We start from the raw sequence: 22,024 nt of genomic DNA, 5'->3' as shown, positions 1-22,024 counted from the left end.
GCCCTGACCTTGGCGTCATCGAGAAGGAGAGATCATGAGTGCCTTTCAGAAGGAAATGGTTCTGTCGGTTCGACACTGGACCGATTCCCTGTTCAGCTTCACCGCGACGCGCGATCCCGGCTTCCGCTTCCAGAACGGCCAGTTCGCGATGATCGGGCTCGAGGTCGAGGGCAAGCCCCTTACGCGCGCCTACAGCATGGCCAGCGCCAACCACGAGGAGGCGCTCGAATTCTTCTCGATCAAGGTGCAGGACGGCCCGCTGACCTCGCGCCTGCAGAAGATCCGGGAAGGCGACATCATCCTGGTCGGCCGCAAGGCGACGGGCACGCTGATCACGGGCAATCTCATTCCGGGAAAGCGCCTGCTGCTGCTCTCGACAGGCACGGGCCTTGCGCCCTTCGCCAGCCTGATCAAGGACCCCGACGTCTACGAGAATTACGAGACGATCGTGCTCGCCCATGGTTGCCGCCAGGTCTCCGAGCTCGCCTATGGCGAAAATGTCGTCGAAAGCCTGCGCGACCACGAATTCTTCGGACCGCTGATCCGCGACAAGCTGGTCTACTACCCGACCGTGACGCGCGAGCCGTTCCGGAACCGCGGCCGCATCACCGATCTGATCGCCTCGAACCAGCTGTTCGAGGACGTCGGGCTATCAGGCCTCGATATCGAGACCGACCGCATCATGCTGTGCGGCAGCCCCGCGATGCTGGAAGAGCTTCACGCGATGTTCTCGGCGCGCGGCTTCGTCGAGGGCAATCACAGCCGGCCCGGCCATTTCGTGATCGAGAAGGCCTTTGTCGAGCGCTGAGGCGCAAATCGCGCTCCGGCGACAACTAATTGCTATCGCCGCGAAGCCCTCTGAACAACTCTGACGCAAAGGCGCCGGGATCGGCGAACCAGGAGCAAGTGATGGCACTAGATCAGATCGTCGACGGACTTTCGGAGGTTTCCTGCGATGTGCTGGTGATCGGCGGCGGCACGGCCGGCCCGATGGCGGCGCTGAAGGCGAAGCTGAAGAACCCGAAGGCCAACGTCGTCCTGCTCGAAAAGGCCAACGTCAAGCGCTCCGGCGCGATCTCGATGGGCATGGACGGGCTGAACAACGCCGTCATCCCCGGCTATGCGACGCCGGAGCAGTACACCAAGGAAATCACCATCGCCAATGACGGCATCGTCGACCAGAAGGCGGTCTATAAATACGCCCAGAATTGCTACAAGATCATCGAGGAGCTCGACAGCTTCGGCATCCGATTCCTGAAGAACGAGAACGGAGACTACGCCGTCAAGAAGGTGCACCACATCGGCACCTATGTGCTGCCGATGCCGAACGGTGAGACCGTGAAAAAGGCGCTCTATCGCCAGCTCCGCCGCGCCCGCATCCTGATCTCCAACCGCTACATGGCGACGCGGCTGCTGAAATCGTCGGACGGCCGCATCGCCGGCGCGGTGAGCGTCAACACCCGTACTGCCGAGATGCTGGTGATCAAGGCCAAGGCCGTAATCCTCTGCATGGGCGCCGCCGGCCGCCTCGGCCTGCCGACCTCGGGCTACATGTTCGGCACTTATGAGAACGCCGCCAATTCCGGCGACGGCTACGCCATGGCCTATCATGCCGGCGCCGCGCTCGCGAACCTCGAATGCTTCCAGATCAATCCGCTGATCAAGGACTATAACGGCCCGGCCTGCGCCTATGTCGCCGGTCCCTTCGGCGCGTATACGGCGAATAACGAGGGATCGCGCTTCATCGAATGCGACTACTGGTCGGGCCAGATGATGCTGGAGTTCTACAACGAGCTCTTGTCCGGCAAGGGCCCGGTGTTCCTTCAGCTCAAGCATCTGCATCCGGACACCATCTCGGAGATCGAATCCACGCTGCACAAGGTGGAGCGGCCGACGCGCGGGCTGTTCCAGCAAGGACGGGGCGTCGACTACCGCAGCGAGTCGATCGAGATGCACATTTCCGAGATCGGCTTCTGCTCGGGCCATAGTGCCTCCGGCGTGTTCGTCGATGACAATGCGCGCACCACCGTGCCCGGTCTCTACGCCGCCGGCGACATGGCGAGCGTGCCGCACAATTACATGCTCGGCGCTTTCACCAACGGCTCGGTCGCGGGCATCGACGCGATGGATTTCGCCGACAGCCATGATTTCGCGGAGTTTGATGCGGCCGATGTCGCGATGGAGCGCGACCGCGTGATGGCGCCGACGAAGCGCGAGGACGGCATTCCGCCCAACCAGGTCGAATACAAGACCCGTCGTCTCGTCAATGATTATCTCCAGCCGCCGAAAGTCACGCGCAAATACGAGCTCGGCATGCGCCGCCTCGCCGAGGCGCGGGAGGATATGCAGGAGCGCATGATCGCGCGCAACGCGCACGAGCTGCTCCGCGCGCTCGAAGTGCAGTCGATCATGGACTGCGCCGACATGGCCGCGCACGCCTCGCTCTACCGCGAGGAAAGCCGCTGGGGCCTCTATCACTGGCGCACCGACTTTCCGGAAAAGGACAACGAGAACTGGTTCTGCCACACCCTTCTGAGCAAGCAGGACGGCAAGATGACCAGCGCGAAGCGCGCGGTCGAGCCCTATGTCGTGCCGATCGCCGACGACGAGAAAGATCTCTACGACAAGCAGCGCATCCGCGCCTCCGCCTGATCCACCGCAAATAAGCAACAGGAGACATCAAATGCCTCTCGCGTCCTATCAGACATCGGTTCCGGTGGTCGTCGACGACGCCAAATGCATTGCGGACAAGGGCTGCACCGTCTGCGTCGACGTCTGCCCGCTCGACGTCTTGCGCATCAGCGACATGACCAACAAGGCCTACATGGCCTATGACGAGTGCTGGTACTGCATGCCCTGCGAGGCCGATTGCCCGACCGGCGCCGTCACCGTCAACATTCCCTATTTGTTGAGGTGATCATGTCGAGCCCGTTCGAATCCTACGACGATTTGGAGGATGCCGACGAGCGCCTCCAGGCGGCCGATCCCGCCGAACGCCGCGTCGCCATCATCGCGCTCGGCCATTCCGGCGATCCCGCAGCCGTCGCGCATCTCGCCAACATGGTGGCCGATCCCGACGCCGGCGTGCGCCAGCAAGTGGCGATGGCGCTCGGCGAGTTCGACGGGCCCGAGGCCGCAAGCGCGCTGGTCAAGCTGCTTGTCGACCCTGAAAGGATCGTCGCGGCGGCCGCGGCCGACAGCATGGCCGAGTTCAAGGATCCTGCCTGCGCGGACGTGATCCTGCCTCTGGTCCGGCACGCCCACGCCTTCGTCCGCATGGGTGCGCTGCGTGCGCTCAAGGAATTGCGGTGCAAGGACACGCTGAAGCCGGCGCTGGAAGCGCTTCAGGACACTGACGCCGCCGTGCGCGTGCAGGCGATCGGCGTGATCGGCTTCCTCAAGCTGGAGGAATCCATCCCCGCGCTGACCGCGCTGATCAACGATCCCGACGCCCATGTCCGCCGTGCCGCCGTGAGCGCGCTGGCGTTCTCGCAGATGAAGCCGGCGGCCGAGACCATCACCCGTGCGCTGAAGGATTCGGACTGGATGGTGCGTGAGATGGCGGCGGAGACGCTGGGTCTCAACGTGAATGGTGCGATCGCGGCTGATCAGCTCGTCGCTTGCCTCGCGGACGAGTTCTGGCAGGTGCGGCTGAAAGCGATCCGCAGTCTCGGGAGGATGAAGATCGAACGTGCGGTGCGGCCGATCGGCAACAGCGTCAATCACGACCAGGCCAACCTGCGCAAGGAAGCGGCCGCCGCGCTCGGCGAGATCGCCCATCCCGACGGCGAGGCGTTCCTCGCCGTGATCGCTGACGATCCCGATCCTGATGTCCGAAAGAATGCGCGTTGGGCGCTGCAGCAGATCGCCGCGCGAAAGGCGCGGGCGGGGACATAGCGGCTTTCGCGGCCGCTCTGGACTTCCCCCGCCAGACGTTTATTGGTCTTCGCCAATGGGATCGGCGGCTGCAAATGCGGCTGGTCCTTAGAAACAGCGAGGGCGCGGCCATGACGACATTGACGGTGAAGGATCTTCTCCCCGAGGATGGAACGAAAGGGACGCTGGTCGGCCGCGTCTGGCTGCCGCAGGTGAACGGTCCTGCCGTCGTTGCCGTGCGCGGTGATGGCGTGTTCGACGTCACGGCAAGTTTTCCGACTGTCAGCGCACTGTGTGAGGAAGACGATCCGGCCAAGGCGCTCAGCTCGACCAAGGGCGAGCGCATCGGCGATCTCGACGCCATCGTGGCCAACACGGCACCCGACGGGCGTGATCCGAAGAAGCCTTGGTTGCTCGCCCCGGTCGATCTCCAGACCCTGAAGGCGGCCGGCGTCACCTTCGCCATCTCGATGCTGGAGCGTGTGATTGAGGAGCGCGCCAAGGGCAATCCGGCATCGGCCGAGGCGATCCGCAAGGAGGTGACGCGGCTGATCGGCGACGATCTGTCGAAGCTCAAGCCGGGCTCCGATCAGGCCATGCACCTCAAGCAGGTGCTGATCGACCAGAATGCCTGGAGCCAGTATCTCGAAGTCGGCATCGGCCCCGATGCCGAGGTCTTCACCAAGGCCCCGACCATGTCCTCCGTCGGCACCGGCATGGATGCGGGCCTGCACCCGAAATCGACCTGGAACAATCCCGAGCCTGAGCTCGTGCTGTTCGTCTCCAGCCGCGGCAAGATCGTCGGCGGTGCACTCGGCAACGATGTCAATCTGCGCGACTTCGAGGGCCGCTCGGCGCTGCTGCTGTCGAAGGCCAAGGACAACAACGCCTCCTGTTCGATCGGCCCTTTGCTGCGCCTGTTCGACGACACCTTCACGCTCGACGATGCGCGCAAGCTCGACATCAGCCTGAACGTGAAGGGCACGGACGGCTTCGTTCTCGACGGCCATTCCTCGATCAGCAAGATCAGCCGCGACCCGACCGACCTCGTCGCGCAGACCATCGGCAAGATCCATCAATACCCCGACGGCTTCGTGCTGTTCCTCGGCACGATGTTCGCGCCCGTGAAGGATCGCGATGCGCCGGGGCAGGGCTTCACCCACAAGCGCGACGACATCGTCACGATCGCCGCGCCCCAGCTCGGCAAGCTCGTCAACCGCATGCGCACCAGCGACGAGTGCGAGCCCTGGACCTTCGGCATCGGCGCGCTGATGAAGAACCTGGCGCAGCGCAAGCTGATCTAGCTCGCTCCAGTCCCAGCTCGCCTAGCGAATTTACGGAAGTTGTCATGCCCGGGCTCGTCCCGGGCATTCACGTTCTTCGTGCCGCGCGGCAAGACGTGGATGGCCGGGACAAGCCCGGCCATGACGGCGGGGGTCCCCACCACCCCACACGACTGCGTTCATCTTCTCGTTGCATCACTGTAACAAAGTCGCGCTTGGCGTGTTATAGAGCCGCGCGCTGCCCCTGACGCGCTTTTCCACCAAATAGTCAAATAATATGACTAGTCGGAACCGATCTTCCATGAAATAGTGCCTTCCGCCGCCTCAAAGGGACGGCCTGCGGGTGCCATGCTACCAATTGGCGCCCCGGATAACATCTTTTGGGAGACACGCCTGATGATCCTCAAAGCCCTCTTTGCGGCCAGCGCCACCGCCGCGCTGCTGCTCGCGTTGCCCGCCAATGCCGGCCAGCTCACCATCGGTTTCTCGCAGATCGGATCGGAATCCGGCTGGCGCGCAGCCGAAACTTCGGTTTCCAAGCAGGAGGCCGCCAAGCGCCAGGTCAATCTCAAGATCGCCGACGCGCAGCAGAAGCAGGAGAACCAGATCAAGGCGATCCGCTCCTTCATCGCGCAGAACGTCGATGCGATCTTCCTCGCGCCGGTCGTCTCGACGGGGTGGGATTCGGTGCTGAAGGAAGCCAAGGAGGCCAAGATCCCGGTCGTGCTGCTCGACCGCGACATCGATCCCTCCGGCAAGGAGCTCTATCTCACCGCCGTCACCTCGGACAGCGTGCATGAAGGCGAAGTGGCAGGCGACTGGCTCGCCAAGACCGTCGGCAGCAAGCCCTGCAACATCGTCGAATTGCAAGGCACCGTCGGCGCCAGTGTCGCGACCAACCGCAAGAAGGGGTTCGATACCGCCATCGCCAAGCACGCGAACCTGAAGGTGGTGCGCAGCCAGACCGGCGACTTCACCCGCGCCAAGGGCAAGGAGGTGATGGAGAGCTTCATCAAGGCCGAAGGCGGCGGCAAGTCGATCTGCGCTGTCTATGCGCACAACGACGACATGATGGTCGGCGCGATCCAGGCGATGAAAGAGGCCGGCCTCAAGCCCGGCAAGGACATCCTCACCGTCTCGATCGACGCGGTGCCCGACATCTTCAAGGCGATGGTCGCCGGCGAAGCCAACGCCACGGTCGAGCTGACGCCGAACATGGCGGGGCCGGCGCTCGATGTCGTCGCGGCCTTCAAGGACAAGGGCACGGTTCCGCCGAAGTGGATCCAGACCGAATCCAAGCTCTATACAGCCGCCGATGATCCGCAGAAGATCTACGACAGCAAGAAGGGTCTGGGTTACTGAAGCGGGCTTCGCCGGACCGCGCCTTGCGGTCCGGCACCCTCTTCGCAACCGCTGCGCGAACGAATAGGCTGGGTGTCCGCAAGGTCGGCGGGCGCCGGTGGGAGTGACGTCGCCATGGAGAACAGCCCCGATTCTGCTCCTCCTCTCCTGGAGGTGCGCGGGATCAGCAAGAGCTTCGGCGCCGTGCGCGCGCTGCAGGAGGTCGACTTCACGCTGCGCGCCGGCGAAATCCACGCGCTGCTCGGCGAGAACGGTGCCGGCAAGTCGACGCTGATCAAGGTCGTCACTGGCGTGTTCCCGCGCGATGCCGGCGTTGTCCGAATCGGTGGTGAAGACATCGCGCCGCGCTCGGCCAAGGCCGCGGTGGCCGCGGGAATCGCCACCGTCTACCAGGAAGTCAATTTGCTGCCGAACCTCTCCGTGGCGCAGAACCTGTTTCTTGACCGCCAGCCGATGCGCTTCGGCATCGTGCGCGAAGGCGAGATGCGGCGTCGCGCCAAGGCGCTGCTCGCGGATTTCGGTCTTGACATCGACGTCGCCGCACCGCTCGGCAGCTATTCGGTGGCCGTGCAGCACGTCACCGCGATCGCCCGCGCGGTGGATCTCTCCGCGCGGGTGCTGATTCTGGACGAGCCGACCGCGAGCCTCGACCGTCACGAGGTCGAGATCCTGTTCGGCATCATGCGGCAACTGACGAAGCGCGGCATCGGCATCGTCTTCGTCAGCCATTTTCTGGACCAGGTCTACGAGATCTCCGACCGCATCACCGTCTTGCGCAATGGCCGCCTGGTCGGCGAGCGCGAGACCGCCTCGCTGCCGCGGCTCGAGCTGATCCGAATGATGCTCGGCCGCGAGTTGGCGGAGACCACCAGCGAACGGGCGGCGGCGAGTGAACATCAAGCGCGCGAGGTCTGCGCGAGCTTCGAGGGTTACGGCAAGGTCGGTTATGTCGCGCCGTTCAATCTCGAGCTGCGCCATGGCGAGGTCGTTGGCCTTGCCGGCCTGCTCGGCTCGGGCCGCACCGAGACGGCGCGGCTCGTGTTCGGCGCCGAGCGCGCCGATCGCGGGCAGGTGAGGGTGGAGGGCGCACCGGTCCGGCTGCAGTCGCCCCGCGACGGCGTTCGTCATGGCTTCGGCTATTGCCCGGAGGAGCGCAAGACCGACGGCATCGTCGCCGAGCTCACCGTGCGCGAGAACATCGTGCTCGCGCTTCAGGCCAAGCGCGGCCTGCATCGGCCGCTGTCGCGCCGCGAGCAGGACGAGATCGCGCGCCGCTATGTCAAGATGCTCGACATCCGTCCGGCTGATCCCGAACGTCCCGTCGGCCTGTTGTCCGGAGGCAATCAGCAGAAAGTGCTGCTGGCGCGGTGGCTTGCGACCTCGCCGCGGCTCCTCGTGCTGGACGAGCCGACCCGCGGCATTGACGTCGGGGCGCATGCCGAGATCATCCGCCTGATCCGCGAGCTCTGCGACGACGGCTTGTCGCTGCTCGTGATCTCCTCCGAGCTCGACGAGATCGTGACCTATTCGGACCGCGTCGTCGTGTTGCGCGACCGCGCCCATGTCGAGGAACTCGCGGGCGAGGCGATCGACGTCGGCAACATTCTCGCAGCCATTGCAGCCGATGGCGCTGCGGTTGCGCATGAGGCCCACGCATGACAGCGCTGCTGCCGCGCCGCGGCCTTGCCCAGATCCTGGCGCTGATCGTCATCCTCGCGGTCGACCGCATGGTGTCGCCGCAATTCTTCGACCTGCGCCTGCAGGACGGCCGTCTCTTCGGTAGCCTGATCGATGTGCTCAACCGCGGCACGCCGGTGGCGCTGCTCTCCCTCGGCATGGTGCTGGTGATCGCAACGCGCGGCATCGATCTGTCGGTCGGCGCGGTGATGGCGATTTCGGGCGCAATCGCGGCGAGCCTTGCCGACACACATGGCCTGCCCGTGGTGCTCTCGGCTGCCCTTGGTGCCGGGCTCGTCTGCGGATTGTGGAACGGATTTCTCGTCGCCGTGCTGGGCATGCAGCCGATCGTGGCGACGCTGATCCTGATGGTGGCAGGGCGCGGCATCGCCCAGCTCATCACCGAAGGGCGCATCGTCACCTTCAGTTCGCCAGACCTGGTCTGGCTCGGGAATGGCTCGGTGCTCGGCCTGCCGGTCCCGGTCGTGATCGCCCTGGGCATGCTGATCCTCACCGGCGCGGTGGTGCGCGGCTCGGCGCTCGGTCTTCTGATCGAGGCGACGGGCGGAAATGCGCGCGCGAGCGAGCTTGCCGGCGTCGGCACCCGTGCGATGATCCTGTCGGTCTATGTCTGGTGCGGCGTCTGCGCCGCCCTCGCGGGCGTGATCGCGGCCGCCGACATCATGGGAGCGGATGCCAACAATGCCGGCCTTTGGCTCGAGCTCGATGCGATCCTGGCCGTGGTGATCGGCGGCACCTCGCTGTTCGGCGGCCGTTTCAGCCTCGTGCTGGCCGTGCTCGGCGCGCTGATCATCCAGACCATGAACACCGGCATTTTGCTGTCCGGTTATCCGCCGGAGTTCAACCTGCTGGTCAAGGCGGTGGTGGTGCTCGCGGTGCTGCTGCTGCAATCGCCGAAGCTGCCAGGCATTGCCGGTGTGGTGACGCGGCTGCGGAGGACGAAAGCATGAGAGGCTTGCCGCCCGCCCTCATTACGGCGATCGTGCTGGTCGCGGGCTTCGCGGCCTGCGCGGTGCAGTTTCCCAACATCGCCTCGACCCGCGTCGTCGGCAATCTCCTCACCGACAACGCCTTCCTCGGCATCGTCGCGATCGGCATGACCTTCGTCATCATCTCCGGCGGCATCGATCTGTCGGTCGGCTCGGTGATAGGCTTCACCACCGTGTTTGTCGCGCTCGCGATCGAGCGCTGGGGCATGCCGCCGCTGGTCGCCTTCGTCGCCATTCTCGTGCTCTCGGCGGCCTTCGGTGCGGCGATGGGCGCCGTGATCCACGTCTTCGATTTGCCACCGTTCATCGTGACGCTTGCCGGCATGTTCCTGGCGCGCGGCGCGAGCTTCCTGCTCTCCACTGAATCGGTGCCGATCACGGCGCCGGTCTATTCCACCGTGTCCGATTTCGCGCTGCGGATGCCCGGCGGGGGACGATTGACGGCGATTGCGATCATCATGCTCGCGATCGTGATCGGCGGCGCCCTGCTGCTGCATCTCACCCGGTTCGGCGCCAACGTCTATGCGCTCGGCGGCAGCCGGGCGACCGCAAGCCTGATGGGCGTTGCCGTCGGCAAGATGACGGTGAAGATCTACATGCTGTCGAGCCTGCTGGCGGGCATCGCCGGCATCGTCTTCTCCTTCTACACCAGCGCCGGCTATTCGCTCTCGGCCGTCGGCGTCGAGCTCGACACCATCGCCGCCGTCGTGATCGGCGGCACCCTGCTCACGGGCGGGCAGGGCTCTGTGATCGGCACCTTCCTCGGCGTGCTGATCCAGGGGCTGATCCAGACCTACATCAATTTCGACGGCACGCTGTCGAGCTGGTGGACCAAGATCGCGACCGGAATCCTGCTGTTCGCCTTCATCGCCTTGCAGCAGGGGCTGGTCGCGCTCGCGCGCCGGCCGGCGACGAAGAGCGCAGGAGCCACCACATGACCTCGCGCATCGTCATCATCCCGACGCGGCGGGCCCACTCCAACCATGCGGAGGTCGCCCGCTCGATCGGCATCGACATCATCGCCGGACGTTACGCGGAGGGGACGCGCCTGCCGGGCGACGCCGAGATGATTGCGATGTTCGGCGTGTCGCGGCCGGTGCTGCGCGAGAGCGTGAAGACCCTCGTCGCCAAGGGGCTGCTCACCACCAAGGCGCGCGTCGGCACCGTCGTGCGCGAGCGCGGCGCCTGGAACATGTTCGACGCCGACGTGCTGGCCTGGCATCTGGACGCCGGCATCGACAAGCGTTTCCTGAACGATCTCGCCGAGATCCGACTTGCGGTCGAGCCGCGCGCGGCGATGCTGGCGGCCACGCGGCGGTCCGAGCGGGATCTTGCCGAACTCCGGCAAAGCATGGCGCGGATGCGACACGAAGCGTCCGACTCGGTCGGCTTTGCCGATGCCGACCTCGCGCTTCACGTCGGAGTGGCGCGCGCCTCCGGGAATTTGTTCATGCGCTCGATCGGCCATGTCATCGAAGCGGCGCTGCGTGCCTCGTTCCTGCTCAGCGCCCCGGTCGAGCCGGAGGACCGCGACACGGTGCTGCTGTGGCACCAGAACATCATCGATGCGATCGCGGCGCGCGATCCCGAGGCCGCCTCGGAGGCGATGGTCTTCGTCATTCACAACGGCATGCACCGCCATGAAGATACGGTCATCGAGACCGCAGCGGCGGAGACGATGCCATCGGCCGAATCTGGAGAGGGATCGTGACGGAACTTCGTATCGCCATCGTCGGCTTCGGCAAGATCGCGCGTGACCAGCACGTCGGCGCGATTGCCGCGGTGCCGGGCGCGACGCTGTCGGCGATTGCCAGCCGCAATGCTTCGCTGCCGGGGCTGCCCCACTTCGCCACCATCGAGGAACTGCTGGAGAAAGGCCCGCCGATCGACGCCGTGTCGCTCTGCACGCCGCCGCAGGTGAGGCGCGCGCAGGCGGCCGCGGCGCTCGCTGCCGGCAAGCATGTCATGCTGGAGAAACCGCCGGGCGCCGGCGTGGTCGAGCTCGATCCGCTGATCGAATTGGCGACGGAGGCAAAGCGAACGCTGTTTGCGACCTGGCATTCGCGCCATGCGCCGGCGGTCGAGCCCGCGCGACAATGGCTCGCCGAGCGACGCATCAAATCGGTGCACATCAGCTGGAAGGAGGATGTCCGCGTCTGGCATCCCGGTCAGAGCTGGATCTGGGAACCAGGCGGACTTGGCGTGTTCGATCCCGGCATCAACGCATTGTCGATCCTGACCAAAATCCTGCCCAGGCCGGTGTTCGTCACCGCGGCCGAGCTTGCCTTTCCCGCCAACTGCCAGGCGCCGATCGCTGCGAACCTGACCCTGACCGACATTGGCGGCCTGCCTGTGACTGCCGAGTTCGACTTTCGCCAGACCGGGCCGCAAAGCTGGGATATCGTCGTCGATACTGATCGCGGCCGGATGACCTTGTCCAGCGGGGGTGCGCGCATGGCCATTGACGACAAGGTTCTTGCCGAAGCCCCCGATGAGGAATATCGCGGGCTCTACCGGCGCTTCGTCGAGCTCGCGGCGACCGGCGCAAGCGACGTCGATCTGACACCGCTACGTCTCGTCGCCGACGCCTTCCTGCTCGGCAAGCGCACAATTGTCGAACCGTTCGTGGATTAGACATGGCTGGCTCAACAATCGAAAAAGACGTCTTCGGAAGACTGCCGGACGGCCGCGATGTCGAGCGCATTGTGCTGCGAGGGGCAGGCGGGTTCGAAGCGCGAATCATCACCCATGGTGCGGTGCTTCAGGCGCTGATCGCGCCCGATGCGAAGGGCGGCCATGACGACGTCGTGCTCGGCCATGACGCGTTCACCGGCTATCTCGCGGAACGAAAGTTCTTCGGCGCCACCGTCGGCCGCTACGCCAACCGCATCGCCAAGGGACAGTTTTCGCTTGACGGCGAGACGGTGCAGCTTGCCGTCAACAACGGGCCGAATGCACTGCACGGCGGTCTCGATGGATTCGACCGCAAGCTCTGGGAGATCGTTGAGCTCGACGAGGGCGCCGCGCCCGCAGTGACGCTCGCCTATACGAGTCCGCACGGGGAGGAGCATTATCCCGGCCAGCTCGATGTCCGCCTGACCTATCGCGTCACCGGCCCGTCCGAGCTGTCGCTGTCCATGGAAGCGCGCACCGACCGGCCGACCATCGTCAACCTGACCAACCACAGCTTCTTCAATCTCGAAGGCGCAACGTCAGGTGCCTCCATCCTCGACCACCGCTTGACGGTCGCCGCCGAGCATTTCCTCGCGATCGATCCCACCGCCATTCCGTTGCCGGAGCCGCCGCGTCGCGTTGCCGGCACGCCGTTCGATTTCCGCGAGCCTCGGCCGGTCGGCGAGCGCATCCGGCAGGGCGACCAGCAATTGCAGAACGGCAGGGGCTACGATCACACCTACTGCCTCGGCCGCGACAGCAAGCTCGCGCTCGCCGCAAGGCTGGAGGCGCCACGCTCGGGGCGGATCATGGATCTGTTCACCGACCAGCCCGGCCTTCAGGTCTATTCCGGCAATTATCTGGACGGCACGGTTTTGGGGAAGGGCGGCAAGCTCATCCGGCAGTCGGATGCCATGTGCCTGGAGCCGCACATTTGGCCTGATGCGCCGAACCGGCCGGATTTTCCGAGTCCGCGCCTCGATCCCGGCCAGGTCTATCGCCATCACACGGTCTATCGCTTTGCCGTGAGGACGCCATGATGGAGCAGGTGCCCACCTCCGTTCTCTCGAACGATCCTTGCCATCTCGGCGAGGGCCCGACCTATGACATGACCACCGATACCGCCTGGTGGTTCGACATCCGCGAGGGACGGCTGTTCGAGGCGCAACTTGGCCGTGGCAGCATCCGCGTCCATGCGCTCGGCCGGATGGCGAGCGCGCTCGGGCGCATCGATGCCGAACGGCAGTTGATCGTCGCCGAGGACGGGCTTTACATCCGCAAGCTCGCCGATGGCGCCATGACGCTGTTCCTTGCGCTCGAGGCGGACAATCCCGCCACGCGCTCCAATGATTGCCGTGTGCACCAGTCCGGCACGTTCTGGATCGGCACCATGGGCAAGAAGGCCGAGCCGAAGGCTGGGGCGATCTACGCGCTCCATCGCGGCAAGATCTCGACGCTGTTTCCCGGCATCAGCATCCCCAATTCGATCTGCTTCTCGCCGGATGGCGCCACCGGCTATTTCACCGACACTTCGCGCGCCGTGCTCTATGCCGTGCCGCTCAATCCCACGACTGGCCTGCCGCGCGGCGAGCCGGAGGTGCTGCTGCGCCATACCGGCATTGGCGGTCTCGACGGCTCGGTGTGCGACGCCGACGGGCAGATCTGGAACGCCTGCTGGGGCGCGAGCCGGATTGACGTCTATTCTCCGCAAGGTGAACGCCTGCGCTCGCTCAGCGTGCCGGCCCGGCAGGCGAGTTGCCCGGCCTTCGTCGGCCCCGGCCTGTCGCGTCTGCTCGTCACTTCCGCCTGGCAGGATATGGACACGGCCGCGCGCGCCGCCGATCCGCAAGCCGGTTACACTTTTCTATTGGAGGCCTCCGCGCGCGGTCGCGCGGAGCCCGACGTCAAGCTCGCATAGGAGACAAGAAAGCAGCCCACGACCACGTTCTCGACGACACGAACAAACAATCTGACACCCAAGGGAGTGAAACATGCTGAAACTGAAGACCGCATTCCTCGCACTGGCGCTGGCGGGCGCTGCGACGATGGCCACAAGCCTTCCCGCTGCCGCCCAGGACAAGGCGACCGTCGGCATCGCCATGCCGACAAAGTCGTCGGCGCGCTGGATCGACGACGGCAACAACATGGTCAAGGTGCTGAAGGAGCGCGGCTACAACACCGACCTGCAATACGCTGAGGACGACATTCCGAACCAGCTCTCGCAAGTCGAGAACATGGTGACCAAAGGCGCGAAGGCGCTCGTGATCGCCGCGATCGACGGCACGACGCTGTCCGACGTGCTCAAGCAGGCGAAAGCAAAAGGCATCACCGTGATTGCCTATGACCGCCTGATCCGCGGCACGCCGAACGTCGACTATTACGCGACCTTCGACAATTTCCAGGTTGGCGTCTTGCAGGCGCAATCGATCGAGCAGGGGCTTGGGCTGAAGGAAGGCAAGGGCCCGTTCAACATCGAGCTGTTCGGCGGCTCGCCGGACGACAACAATGCCTACTTCTTCTACAACGGCGCGATGAGCGTGCTGAAGCCCTACATCGACAGCGGCAAGCTCGTCGTCGCCTCGGGCCAGATGGGCATGGACAAGGTCGCGACCTTGCGTTGGGATGGCGCCACCGCCCAGGCCCGGATGGACAATCTCCTCAGTGCCTACTACGGCAACAAGAAGCTTAATGCCGTGCTGTCGCCCTATGACGGCATCTCGATCGGCATCATTTCGTCACTGAAGGGCGTCGGCTATGGCAGCGCCGGTCAGCCGATGCCGATCATTTCGGGGCAGGACGCCGAGGTGCCCTCGATCAAGGCGATGCTGCGCGGCGACCAATATTCGACCATCTTCAAGGACACCCGCGACCTCGCCAAGGTGACCGCCGACATGGTCGACGCCGCGCTCGCCGGCAAGCAGGTCACGGTCAACGACACCAAGACCTACGAGAACGGCGTCAAGACCGTGCCGTCCTACCTGCTCAAGCCGGTCGTGGTCTACAAGGACAATTGGGAGAAGGTCCTGGTCGACAGCGGCTACTACAAGAAGGCGCAGTTCCAGTAACTTTCTTTCCCTCTCCCCGCGTGCGGGGAGAGGGGGACTCTCGATGAGGGACGAAAAGCACGTCCACAAACTCGTCATGCCCGGGCTTGTCCCGGGCATCCACGCCTTCGTCGCAGGCGGCTGCACGTGGATGGCCGGGACAAGCCCGGCCATGACGACGCGGAGACGTTCAGGAGTATGATCACATGACCGCCATGCTGGAGATGCGTAACGTCAGCAAGAGCTTCGCCGGTGTGCAAGCGCTGCGTGACGTCAACTTCTCGGTTCACGCCGGGCAGATCCACGCGCTCGTCGGTGAGAACGGCGCCGGCAAGTCGACGCTGATGAAGGTGCTGAGCGGGGTCTACCCGCACGGCAGCTACGAGGGCACCATCGTCTTCGAAGGCGAGGAGCGGCGCTTCCGCGACATCAACGATTCCGAGGCGCTCGGCATCATCATTATCCACCAGGAGCTGGCGCTGATCCCGCTGATGTCGATCGCGGAGAACATCTTCCTGTCGCATCCGCCCTCGAAGCTCGGCGTGATCGACCGCGACGAGGTGTATCGGCGCACGCAGGAGTTGCTGGCGCAGGTCGGCCTGAAGGAATCTCCGGATACGCTGATCACCGATCTCGGCGTCGGCAAGCAGCAACTGGTCGAAATCGCGAAGGCGTTGTCCAAGCGGGTCCGGATGCTGATCCTGGACGAGCCGACCGCCAGCCTGAACGAGGCCGACAGCGCCGCGCTGCTTGAACGCCTGATGACCTTCCGCGAGCAGGGCATCGGCTCGATCCTGATCTCGCACAAGCTCAACGAGGTCGCCAAGGTTGCCGACCACATCACCGTGCTGCGCGACGGCCGTACCGTCGACAGCATCGATTGCCATGCCGAGCCGATCCAGGAAGACCGCATCATCCGCAGCATGGTCAATCGCGATATGGCCCACCGTTTCCCGGAGCGTAGCGCCAAGATCGGCGAGCCCGTGCTCGACGTCGCCAACTGGTCGGTCTATCACCCGATCCATCCCGAGCGGCAGGTGATCAAGAACGTCAATTTCGGCGTCAGGCGCGGCGAGGTCGTCGGCATTGCCGGATTGATGGGCGCCGGACGCACCGAATTTGCCATGAGCCTGTTCGGCCGCTCCTGGGGGACCAATATCAGCGGCACCATCCGGCTGGAGGGACGGGAGATCGTGCTGCCGAGCGTCGCGGCGGCGATCGACGCCGGCCTTGCCTATGTCACCGAGGACCGCAAGCAGCTCGGCCTGATCCTGGCCGACGACGTCCGCAAGAACATCACGCTCGCCAGCCTCGACCAGGTCGCGCCCGGCCGGGTGATCGACGACATCGCCGAGCTGAAGGTCGCCAGCGACTATCGCACCCGCATGCGCATCCGCTGCTCCGACGTCTACCAGGAGACCGGCCAGCTCTCCGGCGGCAACCAGCAGAAGGTGGTGCTGTCGAAATGGCTGATGACCGACCCAAAAGTCCTGATCCTGGACGAACCCACGCGGGGCATCGACGTCGGTGCCAAATACGAGATTTACTGTATCATCAACGAGCTGGCGGAAGCCGGCCGCGGCGTCGTGGTGATATCCTCGGAAATGCCCGAGCTGCTCGGCATCTGCGACCGCATCTGCGTCATGAATGAGGGCGCCTTCGTTGGCGAGTTCAAGGGCGCGGATGCGACGCAAGAGAAGATCATGCGCGCCATCATGCGCAACGAACGAAACATTGGGAACGCCGCACCTGCGGCCGCGGAAATGGGAGGAATGCAGCCATGACCGACAAGACGGTATCGCTGCCCGAGGAGCGCCGGCACGGCAGCTTCATCAAGAACAATCTGCGCAACTACGGCATGCTGATGTCGTTGATCGCGATCATGTTGTTTTTCCAGGTGATGACCGGCGGCACGCTGCTGCAGCCGCTCAACCTGACCAATCTGGTGCTTCAGAACAGCTACATCGTCATCATGGCGCTGGGCATGCTTCTGGTGATCGTCACCGGCCATATCGACCTCTCGGTCGGCTCGGTCGCCGGCTTCGTCGGCGCGGTCGCCGCTGTGCTGATGGTGACCTACAAGGTCGACTACACGCTCGCCTTCATCGCCTGCCTGCTGCTGGGGGCGGCGATCGGTGCGGCACAGGGCTACTGGGTGGCCTATTTCGGCATTCCGTCCTTCATCGTCACGCTGGCGGGCATGCTGGTGTTCAAGGGGCTCGCGCTCGCGGTGCTGCAGGGCCAGTCACTCGGCCCGTTCCCGGCAACCTTCCAGAAGCTGTCCTCCGGCTTCATTCCGGAGCTTCTGCCCGAGGCCGGCACGCTGCATCCAACCTCCATGCTGATCGGCGCCGTGCTCGCGCTCGGCCTCGTCTATGCCAGCGCCAAGGGGCGGTCGCGCGAGCAGTTGCATGGCATCGAGGTCGAGCCTTATGCGTTCTTCCTGGGGAAGAGCGTCCTGCTCGCCTGCGCCGTGCTCTATTTCACCTATCTGATCGCTTCGCATCGCGGCCTGCCGAACGTGCTGGTGATCATGACCGCGTTGATCGCGCTCTACGGCTTCGTCACCCGTCGCACCGTGATCGGTCGGCAGGTCTATGCAGTCGGCGGCAATGCGAAGGCGGCGAAGCTGTCTGGCATCAAGACCGAGCGCCTGACCTTCTTCACCTTCGTCAACATGGGCGTGCTTGCCGCACTCGCGGGCCTTGTCTTCGCCGCGCGCCTCAACACCGCGACCCCGAAGGCCGGGCTCGGCTTCGAGCTCGACGTCATCGCCGCCTGCTTCATCGGCGGCGCTTCAGCTTATGGCGGCGTGGGTCGGGTCGGCGGCGCCGTGGTCGGCGCCATGATCATGGGCGTGATGAACAACGGCATGTCCATCCTCGGCATCGGCATCGACTATCAGCAGGTCATCAAGGGCCTGGTGCTGCTCGGGGCGGTGTGTATCGACGTGTATAACCAGCGGCGCTAGCCGCAACGGCACTGTCGGAGGGTGGGTTAGCGGAGCAGATGCGCGAAGCGCGTTTGCTCTGCGTAACCCACCAACTTCGTCCCGCGTGCGCGGAAATAAGGTGGGTTACGCCTTCGGCTAACCCACCCTACGGCCCTACCTTATTACGGCAGCGGTGATTGCGTCGTGAACAGCACCGCCGCGATCGCGACGGAAAGGCTCACCGCCGATACCGTTGCCACGGTCGACAACACCCCCATTCGCCGGAGCGCGAGGGCGAAAACGATGATGATGGGGGTCGCGGTCATCAGCCCGATTTGTGCATCGCTCATCTCATCGCTCGCCGTTTCGCGGAACCGCCGGATGACATCCACCCTATGACGGCAGGGCGGGCGGAACGTTGCGGCAGCGCAAACGCGCCTCTGGCCGGTCGCACTATTTGTCCGGCGACAAAGTCGGAATCGCGCAGGTGAGATATCTGTCCGACGACTTGATGCGGAAGGCAGATGTCGGCTACGGACTTCGAACAACAAGGCACCGGCTGGGGAATCCTGGAAGATCTTCCCGGCGATCCCATGATGTGGGTGCTCATCTTCAGCGAACTCGCCGCCTTCGGCCTGTTCCTCGGTGCGTTCGTCGTCGCTCGTGCGCTTCACCCGGCGGTCTTCGCGGCCGGTCAGGCTACGCTTGATGCGCATCTGGCGGGACTCAACACCATCGTGCTTGTGACCAGTGGCTGGGCTGCCGCACGGGCGACGGCTGCAGCACGGGCGGGCGCAAGGGGATGTGCGCGCGGCTGGCTGTTCGGCGCCATGGCGCTCGGCGCGCTCTTCATCGCGATCAAGCTGCTCGAATATGCCGGCGAGATCGCGTCAGGATACGGCCTGGAGACCAGCCCGTTCTTCACGTTGTACTTCCTCCTCACCGGATTCCATCTTCTGCATGTCGGCCTCGGCATCGTGATCCTGGCCGTCGTTTCCCGGGGTGCCCGGCCGGCAAGCGTCGAGACCGGAACCGCGTTCTGGCACATGGTCGATCTGCTTTGGATCGTCATATTTCCGATTCTATATCTCGTGCGCTGATGATTCCGGATCGTCTCGATATCACCTGGATCGTGCTGATCGGCCTCGCGCTCGCAACCGTTCTGGTTCCATCAATTGTCACGCGATCGCTGCTCGGCAACGCCCTGCTGCTGGCCTTCGCCGCGCTCAAGGGCCGCCGGATCGTGCTCGATTTCCTCGATCTTCGCGCCGCGCCGGCGCTCTGGCGCGGCCTCGTGAGCGCCTGGCTCGTCATCGTCCTGCTGTTTGCCTGGTCCGTGTCAGCCGTGGTCGCCCTGATCTGACGCGCTCATTGCGCCCTGACAAAGAACCGGCCGGTCGGAGCGGCAATAAATCGCAGCATCGCACCTCGACTGGAATCAACCGGAAAGGATTGGCAATGGCTGAACGCCTGACCAAGTCGGCCGCTCGAAATGTCTTCTACGGCGGCTCGGCCTTCTTCTTCGCCATTTTCATAGGGCTGACGGCGCACAGCCACTACTACATGGTCACGACGTCCACGGACGCAACGACGCTGACGTCGTCGGTCGCCCGCGGCAAGCATGTCTGGGAGAAGAACTCCTGCATCAACTGCCACACGCTGCTCGGCGAGGGCGCCTATTTCGCGCCTGAAGTCGGCAACGTCTGGGATCGCTGGGGCGGCAACGAGGACCCGGCCGCAGCGCGCGAGACGCTGAAAGCCTGGATGCAGTCGCAGCCCTCCGGTGCGCCGGGCCGGCGGCAGATGCCGCAGTTCAACCTCACCAACCAGGAGCTCGATGATCTCGCCGACTTCCTGCAATGGACCGGCAAGATCAAGCGGCAGGAATGGCCGCCGAACAAGGCCGGCTGAGCGCATTGCTCTTTCAAGACAGAGAGAACCCGAGATGAAATATCAAACCCAGAAAGTCGCGATGCTGTATTTCTACGGCGCGCTGACCCTGTTCCTGGCCCAGGTCCTGTTCGGCCTGGTCGCAGGAACCATCTACGTCCTGCCCAACACGCTGTCGACGCTCCTGCCGTTCAACATCGTCAGGATGATCCACACCAACGCGCTGATCGTATGGTCGCTGATCGGCTTCATGGGCGCGACCTACTTCCTTCTCCCGGAAGAGACCGAGACCGAGCTCTATAGCCCGCTGCTGGCGAAGATCCAGTTCTGGATGTTCTTCGGTGCCGCCGGCGTCGCCGTGGTCGGCTATCTCTTCCACTATCACGAGGGCCGCGAGTTCCTCGAACAGCCCTTCATCATCAAGGTCGGCATCGTCGTCGTCTGCCTGATGTTCCTGTTCAACGTCACGATGACGGCGCTGAAGGGCCGCAAGACCACGATCACCAACATCCTGCTGTTTGGCCTGTGGGGCGTCGCGATCTTCTTCCTGTTCGCCTTCTACAACCCGGCGAACCTTGCCGTCGACAAGATGTACTGGTGGTACGTCGTCCATCTCTGGGTCGAAGGCGTCTGGGAGCTGATCATGGCCTCCGTGCTCGCTTATCTCATGATCAAGCTCAACGGCATCGATCGTGAGGTCGTCGAGAAATGGCTCTACGTGATCATCGGCCTTGCCCTGTTCTCGGGCATCCTCGGCACCGGCCACCACTTCTACTGGATCGGCGCGCCCGGCTACTGGCAGTGGATCGGTTCGCTGTTCTCCACGCTGGAGGTTGCGCCGTTCTTCACCATGGTGATCTTCACGGTGCAGATGACCTGGAAGGCCGGCCGCAAGCATCCGAACCGTGCCGCGTTGTTGTGGTCGGTCGGATGCTCGGTGATGGCGTTCCTCGGCGCCGGCGTGTGGGGCTTCCTGCACACGCTGTCCTCGGTGAACTACTACACCCACGGTACGCAGGTCACCGCCGCGCACGGCCATCTCGCCTTCTTCGGCGCCTATGTGATGCTGAACCTGTCGGTGATGGCCTATGCGATCCCGCAGCTGAAGGGACGTGCGCCCTATAACCAGTGGCTGTCCATGACGAGCTTCTGGATCATGTGCACGGCCATGATGGTGATGACCTTCGCGCTGACCTTCGCCGGCGTGGTCCAGGTCCATCTCCAGCGCGTGCTCGGCCAGGGCTACATGGACGTGCAGGATCAGCTCGCGATGTTCTACTGGGTCCGTCTCGGCTCCGGTGTGTTCGTTGCGATCTCCGCGCTGATGTTCGTCTGGGCCGTGCTGGTGCCGAGCCGCGAGAAGCAGGCGGTCATTCCCGCCGCGCTGCAGCCGGCTGAGTAAACGCAAAAGGCGGCCGCGGTTCTTCGCGGCCGCCGTCTCTTTGTGAATTCCGGAGGAAGATCATGAACGCAGCACTTCTCGCCGTGGCGGCACCTGGACCCGGGTTGCCGGCCTATGTCGCGAGCGGCAACGAATGCGCGCTGTTCGAACACGCCTGGCGCCATCAACTTCCTGTGCTGCTCAAGGGGCCGACCGGCTGCGGCAAGACCCGCTTCGTCGCGCACATGGCGGCGCGGCTGGGGCTGCCGCTTCACACCGTCGCCTGTCATGACGATCTGACCGCCGCCGATCTCACCGGCCGCCATTTGCTCAGGGGCGGCGACACCGTGTGGACCGATGGTCCACTGACGCGCGCCGTGCGCGAAGGCGGCATCTGCTATCTCGACGAGGTTGTGGAGGCCCGCAAGGACGTCACCGTCGTGCTGCATCCTCTGACCGACGATCGCCGCATCCTGCCGCTGGAACGTACCGGCGAGGAGCTGGTGGCGCCGCGCAGCTTCATGCTCGTCGTCTCCTACAATCCCGGCTACCAGACGCTGCTGAAGGCGCTGAAACCCTCGACGCGGCAGCGCTTCGTGGCCATCGAATTCGATTTCCTGCCGCCGGAGCAGGAGATCGGCGTCGTGTCCGCTGAAAGCGGGCTGTCGCCGGAGCGCGTGCGGCCGCTGGTGGGGCTGGCTGGCCGGCTGCGTGCGCTCAGGGGACACGATCTGGAGGAGGGCGTCTCGACCCGGCTCGTGGTCTATTGTGCGACCCTGATCGCCGCGGGCACCTCGATCGGCGATGCCGTGCTGGCCGGCATGATCGAGCCGCTCACCGACGACGCCGACGTCAAGGCGGCGCTGCTGGACGTCGCACGCGCCGTCATCGGGTGA

General features: G+C 64.5%; 22 protein-coding genes. 21 read left to right on the top strand and 1 reads right to left on the bottom strand.

Annotation, left to right across the window (positions count from 1 at the left end; genetic code table 11):
• Positions 1-34 precede the first annotated feature (34 nt).
• The 16 genes from D6B98_RS06065 (at position 35) to mmsB (ending at position 17,896) form a co-directional block, all read left to right on the top strand.
• Complete coding sequence (locus D6B98_RS06065; RefSeq protein WP_126256036.1) at positions 35-808, top strand: ferredoxin--NADP reductase; 774 nt, start codon at positions 35-37, stop codon at positions 806-808.
• Positions 809-909: 101 nt separating this feature from the next.
• The gene (locus D6B98_RS06060) at positions 910-2,652 is read left to right on the top strand and encodes a fumarate reductase/succinate dehydrogenase flavoprotein subunit (protein ID WP_126256035.1); all 1,743 of its coding nucleotides are present in this window, start codon (positions 910-912) and stop codon (positions 2,650-2,652) included.
• A gap of 31 nt (positions 2,653-2,683) precedes the next feature.
• The gene (locus tag D6B98_RS06055; RefSeq protein WP_007593252.1) at positions 2,684-2,917 is read left to right on the top strand and encodes a 4Fe-4S dicluster domain-containing protein; all 234 of its coding nucleotides are present in this window, start codon (positions 2,684-2,686) and stop codon (positions 2,915-2,917) included.
• A gap of 2 nt (positions 2,918-2,919) precedes the next feature.
• Complete coding sequence (locus D6B98_RS06050; protein WP_164718430.1) at positions 2,920-3,897, top strand: HEAT repeat domain-containing protein; 978 nt, start codon at positions 2,920-2,922, stop codon at positions 3,895-3,897.
• Positions 3,898-4,007: 110 nt separating this feature from the next.
• A complete protein-coding gene (locus tag D6B98_RS06045; protein ID WP_126256033.1) occupies positions 4,008-5,180 on the top strand; it encodes a fumarylacetoacetate hydrolase family protein in 1,173 nt (390 codons plus the stop codon).
• 375 nt (positions 5,181-5,555) lie between these two features.
• Positions 5,556-6,521 carry a galactofuranose ABC transporter, galactofuranose-binding protein YtfQ gene (gene ytfQ / locus D6B98_RS06040; RefSeq protein WP_126256032.1) on the top strand — a complete coding sequence of 322 codons (966 nt, stop codon included), beginning with the start codon at positions 5,556-5,558 and terminating at the stop codon, positions 6,519-6,521.
• A gap of 114 nt (positions 6,522-6,635) precedes the next feature.
• Positions 6,636-8,180, top strand: a complete 1,545-nt coding sequence (locus D6B98_RS06035) for a sugar ABC transporter ATP-binding protein (RefSeq protein WP_164718429.1) — start codon at positions 6,636-6,638, stop codon at positions 8,178-8,180.
• Entirely contained in the window at positions 8,177-9,169 is a 993-nt protein-coding gene (locus D6B98_RS06030; protein WP_126256030.1) for an ABC transporter permease, read from the top strand. Before D6B98_RS06035 ends, D6B98_RS06030 begins: the two co-directional genes overlap by 4 nt.
• A complete protein-coding gene (gene yjfF / locus D6B98_RS06025) occupies positions 9,166-10,146 on the top strand; it encodes a galactofuranose ABC transporter, permease protein YjfF (protein ID WP_126256029.1) in 981 nt (326 codons plus the stop codon). The genes D6B98_RS06030 and yjfF overlap by 4 nt, the downstream gene beginning before the upstream one ends.
• Positions 10,143-10,919: a FadR/GntR family transcriptional regulator gene (locus D6B98_RS06020; protein WP_126256028.1), complete on the top strand. Its 777-nt coding sequence runs from the start codon at positions 10,143-10,145 to the stop codon at positions 10,917-10,919. Before yjfF ends, D6B98_RS06020 begins: the two co-directional genes overlap by 4 nt.
• Entirely contained in the window at positions 10,916-11,842 is a 927-nt protein-coding gene (locus D6B98_RS06015) for a Gfo/Idh/MocA family protein (protein ID WP_126256027.1), read from the top strand. The genes D6B98_RS06020 and D6B98_RS06015 overlap by 4 nt, the downstream gene beginning before the upstream one ends.
• A 2-nt stretch (positions 11,843-11,844) precedes the next feature.
• Entirely contained in the window at positions 11,845-12,921 is a 1,077-nt protein-coding gene (locus D6B98_RS06010) for an aldose epimerase family protein (protein ID WP_126256026.1), read from the top strand.
• Positions 12,921-13,799 carry an SMP-30/gluconolactonase/LRE family protein gene (locus D6B98_RS06005; protein ID WP_164718487.1) on the top strand — a complete coding sequence of 293 codons (879 nt, stop codon included), beginning with the start codon at positions 12,921-12,923 and terminating at the stop codon, positions 13,797-13,799. Before D6B98_RS06010 ends, D6B98_RS06005 begins: the two co-directional genes overlap by 1 nt.
• Before the next feature lie 73 nt (positions 13,800-13,872).
• The gene (gene chvE / locus D6B98_RS06000) at positions 13,873-14,946 is read left to right on the top strand and encodes a multiple monosaccharide ABC transporter substrate-binding protein (protein WP_126256024.1); all 1,074 of its coding nucleotides are present in this window, start codon (positions 13,873-13,875) and stop codon (positions 14,944-14,946) included.
• Positions 14,947-15,131: 185 nt separating this feature from the next.
• A complete protein-coding gene (gene mmsA, locus D6B98_RS05995) occupies positions 15,132-16,709 on the top strand; it encodes a multiple monosaccharide ABC transporter ATP-binding protein (protein ID WP_126256023.1) in 1,578 nt (525 codons plus the stop codon).
• Positions 16,706-17,896: a multiple monosaccharide ABC transporter permease gene (gene mmsB / locus D6B98_RS05990; protein ID WP_126256022.1), complete on the top strand. Its 1,191-nt coding sequence runs from the start codon at positions 16,706-16,708 to the stop codon at positions 17,894-17,896. Before mmsA ends, mmsB begins: the two co-directional genes overlap by 4 nt.
• A gap of 143 nt (positions 17,897-18,039) precedes the next feature.
• On the opposite strand, the gene D6B98_RS05985 is transcribed toward mmsB, so the two are convergent.
• Positions 18,040-18,249, bottom strand: a complete 210-nt coding sequence (locus tag D6B98_RS05985; RefSeq protein WP_126256021.1) for a hypothetical protein — start codon at positions 18,247-18,249, stop codon at positions 18,040-18,042.
• A 132-nt stretch (positions 18,250-18,381) separates the two neighbouring features.
• Here D6B98_RS05985 and D6B98_RS05980 point away from each other — a divergent pair, with 132 nt between their 5' ends.
• The 5 genes from D6B98_RS05980 (at position 18,382) to D6B98_RS05960 (ending at position 22,024) form a co-directional block, all read left to right on the top strand.
• Positions 18,382-18,957 carry a cytochrome c oxidase subunit 3 gene (locus D6B98_RS05980; protein WP_126256020.1) on the top strand — a complete coding sequence of 192 codons (576 nt, stop codon included), beginning with the start codon at positions 18,382-18,384 and terminating at the stop codon, positions 18,955-18,957.
• Positions 18,957-19,220, top strand: a complete 264-nt coding sequence (locus tag D6B98_RS05975) for a cytochrome C oxidase subunit IV family protein (RefSeq protein ID WP_126256019.1) — start codon at positions 18,957-18,959, stop codon at positions 19,218-19,220. The genes D6B98_RS05980 and D6B98_RS05975 overlap by 1 nt, the downstream gene beginning before the upstream one ends.
• Positions 19,221-19,315: 95 nt before the next feature.
• On the top strand, positions 19,316-19,768 hold the full coding sequence (locus tag D6B98_RS05970; protein WP_126256018.1) for a c-type cytochrome: 453 nt from the start codon (positions 19,316-19,318) through the stop codon (positions 19,766-19,768).
• A gap of 34 nt (positions 19,769-19,802) precedes the next feature.
• Positions 19,803-21,149, top strand: coding sequence for a cbb3-type cytochrome c oxidase subunit I (locus D6B98_RS05965; RefSeq protein ID WP_126256017.1), 1,347 nt, complete (start codon positions 19,803-19,805; stop codon positions 21,147-21,149).
• 62 nt (positions 21,150-21,211) lie between these two features.
• Positions 21,212-22,024, top strand: a complete 813-nt coding sequence (locus tag D6B98_RS05960; protein ID WP_126256016.1) for a CbbQ/NirQ/NorQ/GpvN family protein — start codon at positions 21,212-21,214, stop codon at positions 22,022-22,024.

The sequence above is a fragment of the Bradyrhizobium sp. LVM 105 genome, from assembly GCF_003957705.1.
GTDB lineage: Bacteria > Pseudomonadota > Alphaproteobacteria > Rhizobiales > Xanthobacteraceae > Bradyrhizobium > Bradyrhizobium frederickii.
Note: the sequence above shows the minus strand (reverse complement) of the source record. Positions and strands in the feature narration are given on the sequence as shown.

Coding starts and splice junctions, on each gene's coding strand:
- D6B98_RS06065 (WP_126256036.1), top strand. CDS start 35: ATGAGTGCCTTTCAGAAGGAAATGGTTCTGTCGGTTCGACACTGGACC.
- D6B98_RS06060 (WP_126256035.1), top strand. CDS start 910: ATGGCACTAGATCAGATCGTCGACGGACTTTCGGAGGTTTCCTGCGAT.
- D6B98_RS06055 (WP_007593252.1), top strand. CDS start 2,684: ATGCCTCTCGCGTCCTATCAGACATCGGTTCCGGTGGTCGTCGACGAC.
- D6B98_RS06050 (WP_164718430.1), top strand. CDS start 2,920: ATGTCGAGCCCGTTCGAATCCTACGACGATTTGGAGGATGCCGACGAG.
- D6B98_RS06045 (WP_126256033.1), top strand. CDS start 4,008: ATGACGACATTGACGGTGAAGGATCTTCTCCCCGAGGATGGAACGAAA.
- ytfQ (WP_126256032.1), top strand. CDS start 5,556: ATGATCCTCAAAGCCCTCTTTGCGGCCAGCGCCACCGCCGCGCTGCTG.
- D6B98_RS06035 (WP_164718429.1), top strand. CDS start 6,636: ATGGAGAACAGCCCCGATTCTGCTCCTCCTCTCCTGGAGGTGCGCGGG.
- D6B98_RS06030 (WP_126256030.1), top strand. CDS start 8,177: ATGACAGCGCTGCTGCCGCGCCGCGGCCTTGCCCAGATCCTGGCGCTG.
- yjfF (WP_126256029.1), top strand. CDS start 9,166: ATGAGAGGCTTGCCGCCCGCCCTCATTACGGCGATCGTGCTGGTCGCG.
- D6B98_RS06020 (WP_126256028.1), top strand. CDS start 10,143: ATGACCTCGCGCATCGTCATCATCCCGACGCGGCGGGCCCACTCCAAC.
- D6B98_RS06010 (WP_126256026.1), top strand. CDS start 11,845: ATGGCTGGCTCAACAATCGAAAAAGACGTCTTCGGAAGACTGCCGGAC.
- D6B98_RS06005 (WP_164718487.1), top strand. CDS start 12,921: ATGGAGCAGGTGCCCACCTCCGTTCTCTCGAACGATCCTTGCCATCTC.
- chvE (WP_126256024.1), top strand. CDS start 13,873: ATGCTGAAACTGAAGACCGCATTCCTCGCACTGGCGCTGGCGGGCGCT.
- mmsA (WP_126256023.1), top strand. CDS start 15,132: ATGACCGCCATGCTGGAGATGCGTAACGTCAGCAAGAGCTTCGCCGGT.
- mmsB (WP_126256022.1), top strand. CDS start 16,706: ATGACCGACAAGACGGTATCGCTGCCCGAGGAGCGCCGGCACGGCAGC.
- D6B98_RS05980 (WP_126256020.1), top strand. CDS start 18,382: ATGTCGGCTACGGACTTCGAACAACAAGGCACCGGCTGGGGAATCCTG.
- D6B98_RS05975 (WP_126256019.1), top strand. CDS start 18,957: ATGATTCCGGATCGTCTCGATATCACCTGGATCGTGCTGATCGGCCTC.
- D6B98_RS05970 (WP_126256018.1), top strand. CDS start 19,316: ATGGCTGAACGCCTGACCAAGTCGGCCGCTCGAAATGTCTTCTACGGC.
- D6B98_RS05965 (WP_126256017.1), top strand. CDS start 19,803: ATGAAATATCAAACCCAGAAAGTCGCGATGCTGTATTTCTACGGCGCG.
- D6B98_RS05960 (WP_126256016.1), top strand. CDS start 21,212: ATGAACGCAGCACTTCTCGCCGTGGCGGCACCTGGACCCGGGTTGCCG.